The organism is Bradyrhizobium sp., assembly GCF_019242285.1.
Classification (GTDB): Bacteria; Pseudomonadota; Alphaproteobacteria; order Rhizobiales; family Xanthobacteraceae; genus Bradyrhizobium.
The window spans coordinates 1-3,268 of sequence record NZ_JAFAVV010000051.1; the positions used below are offsets into that span (position 1 = coordinate 1).

Genomic DNA, 3,268 nt, shown 5'->3' on the forward strand with positions numbered 1-3,268 from the left:
ACGGTCTCTCCGTATTAGACAGTGCGCGCGCGGAAGCATCACCCCACCCCGGCTCCCATTCCGCTTCGCTTCATGTGAGCCGACCCTCCCCCTCCAGGGGAGGGTGACCACGCCGGTTGCTCAGCGGGTGCCGACGGTTCGAGTCCAATGCGATGGCCCTGCCGATAGCGAGGAAGGGACGTCCGTGAACTCCGCCGTTCGAGGTTGATCCCCACCAGCCTCGTCCTGCGAAGCGGCGTTCGCGGCGGCAAGAGATCACGCCACGCGCCGAAGCACGAAGCTCTGCCCGTCCTCCGATGTCACATAACCGAGCCGCGCCAGCGAGGCGAGCACCTCGCCGACCTTCTTCTCCGTCGTTCGGGTCCGCTTGAACTGCGCCGCGAGTCTCCCGGCGTCGAGCGGCCCGGAAGCCGAAGAGAGCGCGGGGAACCTTCGCGGCCGATCCAGCGCCCGATGAACTTCTCGACGGCATCGCTTGAGACAGTTTCCCCCATCCCGGCAACCTAGCGGGTCCATAGGGACTTGCACAACCCTGCGCAGGTAGGGCACAAGGCAAAGTTCTGGTTCAACCAATTGCGCGCGCGACATGGCTTCTTCCAGACAAGGCGACCTTTTCGAGACCGAAGGGCAGGCCGATCTCTTCGGCGAGGACTTCGGGACTCCCGAATATCGGCCTAATCCAGACACGGTGAGAACCGAACTGCACAAGATGCTGGCCGAAGCGCGCGCCGCGAAGGTGCTGTCTTGGGAGCCGAAGAAGGTCCTGCTGTATCGGACTATCTTTCCGCAGATGACGAACTGGCTTCCCGACGACGAAGGCGCGCAACTGCGCTTCGCGTTCGAGGTTGAGATCAAACGGCTCGCGGCGGCCTGAGGTCTGCGCTGCGCCGGACCGAATCAGCCGAGTGAACCCAGATGTCAGCCTGCGCGGCGATCGGCGGGGCCGAAAAGCCATTTTCGTCAGAACGAAATTTCGCCAGCGGACTCAAGCAAGGTAGGCCTGTCCAGTCCTCGCAGCAAAAATATTCTCTTTCCAATTTTCCGAAGTTGATGATATTTAGGCCCATCCCGCCTCCACCAGGAGGGGCGTATCGCGATCGTCACGAACGTGAGGCGGGGATGCGGTGGACGCGATGAGGTCGCCAGACGAGCGGCGTCAACGCGGACGGCGAAAGCGTGTGGTCCTGATTCCCCGACGCTGGAATCAAGTTTCGTGGATGACGAATCCTGCGAGGCGACGGTGGCTAGAAAGCCCGGTGCACCGAGGAGATCACGCCATAAGCGTTAAAACCATCGCGCGGGGAAGGCCGGGTATTCCTGGCTGAACCTGTGGTTCCTACCCCGTGCTTTTTGTTGCACGGGGGCCATGGGCATCAGCCGGTGCCCGGTCTTCCCTGCGCCCTTCGTTGGTTTAAGGGCGGTCAATATGAAAAAACTCGGGCGTGCCATGCCGCGAGAACGTGAACTTGTGTCTCCATGCGCCCCGCTGTCATGCTCCGGCTTGCGAGCCCGCCGAAGCCCTTTGGCGCAGGCGGGACCGGGGCATCCAGCACGCCGCAGCCTCCCGATTCAAGCACCGGCGTCTCTGGAATGCTGGGTCGCCCGGTCGAGCCGGGCGACGACACCGAGCGTTGTTTGAAATGTTGAATCCCATGAGAGAGCGCGTCTGCGCCAAGCCTCGTTCACGTTCAACCCGTTTCGATCGGCAGCGACTCGTCCACCGCCCACTCGCCCATCGAGCCGTCATAGAGCGTGAGCTGGTCGTAGCCGAGACGGTGCAGCATGAACAGGTCGATGGTCGCGGAGATGCCGCCGCCGCAATAGCCGATGACGCGCTTGTCACGCGAAAATCCCTGCGCGGCGAAGATCGGCTCCGCTTGTGCGAGCGGCACGAAGGCCTTGCTGCCGGGATCGATCAGCGCCGCCGCCGAGACGTTGCAGCTGCCCGGAATGTGTCCCGGCCGCCCATAGCGGCTCGGCTCCAGGCCCGCATGGAGCTGCGCATTGAGAGCATTGACGACGACGGTGCTGCGATCGCCGCCGGCGGCCAGCACCGCGTGCCTGTCGACGAAAAATCCCGGCCGCGGCTTGGCGACGAACGTGGCCTCCGGATAGCCTTTCGCCGCGCCGGCTTCGAGCGGACGGCCCTCGGCCTTCCATTTGTCGAGCCCACCATCGAGCACGGCGACGTTGTCAAAACCGAGCGACCTCAGCATCCACCAGAAGCGCGTGGCCCACATCGGCGTGCCGATGGAATAGAGCACCACGAAACTGTCCGCGCCGACGCCGTGGCGCCCGAACGCGGCTTCGAGCTGCGCGGTCGCGGGCATCATGAAACGGAGCCTTGTCGTCTGGTCGGAGAATTCGCCCTGCAGGTCGAGAAAGTCCGCACCGGGGATGTGCCCGGCCTCGAACGTGTGCCGTCCGGGGACGACCCTGTAGGGCGCGTCGCTGCCGGGCGGCAGGTAGTCCAGCGTCGTGGTGCAATCGAACAGGCGAAGGTTCGGTTGGCCGAGCCGGCTTGCGAGCTCCGCGGTGCTGATCAGCTCCTTCCGTGCGACCATGGCGACCTCCCGTCTTTTTTTGCAGGCAACAGCGTAGGGTGCGGTAGGTCACATGAAAAGCCGGCGTTTTGCCGTTTGATTTCACCCGATCCGGTCCAATATAGCGGTCGGACGAGGCTTTCCGCGACGGCCCGCCCCATGCCGCGGCTTTCCGCTTTAAGCTATTGAGTTGACGATGGAAAAAGTCCATTCCTGCGAAGGTGCCGCATCTGCTTCCACCCCCTTGGTGAATGTCACCAAAACCTGATATCCGGTTGCCCCCATGAACAAGCCCGAAATGATGCCCCCAACCGACGTCGCCGGCCCGAGCCCGCGGCACCACACCACCAAGGTCATGGTCGGCAACGTCGCCGTCGGCGGCGGTGCGCCGATCGTGGTGCAGTCGATGACCAACACCGACACCGCCGACGTGCAGTCGACGGTGGACCAGGTCACCGCGCTGTCGCGCGCCGGCTCCGAGATGGTGCGCATCACGGTCGACCGCGAGGAGGCGGCCGCCGCCGTGCCCCACATCCGTGACGGCCTGCGCAAGCGCGGCATCACTACGCCGCTGATCGGCGATTTCCATTACATCGGCCACAAGCTGCTCGCCGAGTATCCGGCCTGCGCCGAGGCGCTGGACAAATACCGCATCAATCCCGGCAATGTCGGCTTCAAGAACAAGCGCGACACCCAGTTCGCCGACATCATCGAGATCGCCAACA

Annotated in this window: 3 protein-coding genes; 2 read left to right on the forward strand and 1 reads right to left on the reverse strand. The window is 63.9% G+C overall.

Annotation, left to right across the window (positions count from 1 at the left end):
- Positions 1–586: 586 nt before the first annotated feature.
- The gene (locus tag JOY90_RS02145) at positions 587–874 is read left to right on the forward strand and encodes a hypothetical protein (RefSeq protein ID WP_291689524.1); all 288 of its coding nucleotides are present in this window, start codon (positions 587–589) and stop codon (positions 872–874) included.
- An 814-nt stretch (positions 875–1,688) separates the two neighbouring features.
- Here JOY90_RS02145 and JOY90_RS02150 read toward each other — a convergent pair.
- A complete protein-coding gene (locus JOY90_RS02150; RefSeq protein WP_291689525.1) occupies positions 1,689–2,564 on the reverse strand; it encodes a sulfurtransferase in 876 nt (291 codons plus the stop codon).
- 262 nt (positions 2,565–2,826) lie between these two features.
- Here JOY90_RS02150 and JOY90_RS02155 point away from each other — a divergent pair.
- Positions 2,827–3,268 (forward strand): flavodoxin-dependent (E)-4-hydroxy-3-methylbut-2-enyl-diphosphate synthase (locus JOY90_RS02155; RefSeq protein WP_291689526.1); only part of this gene is annotated, 442 nt, incomplete at its 3' end.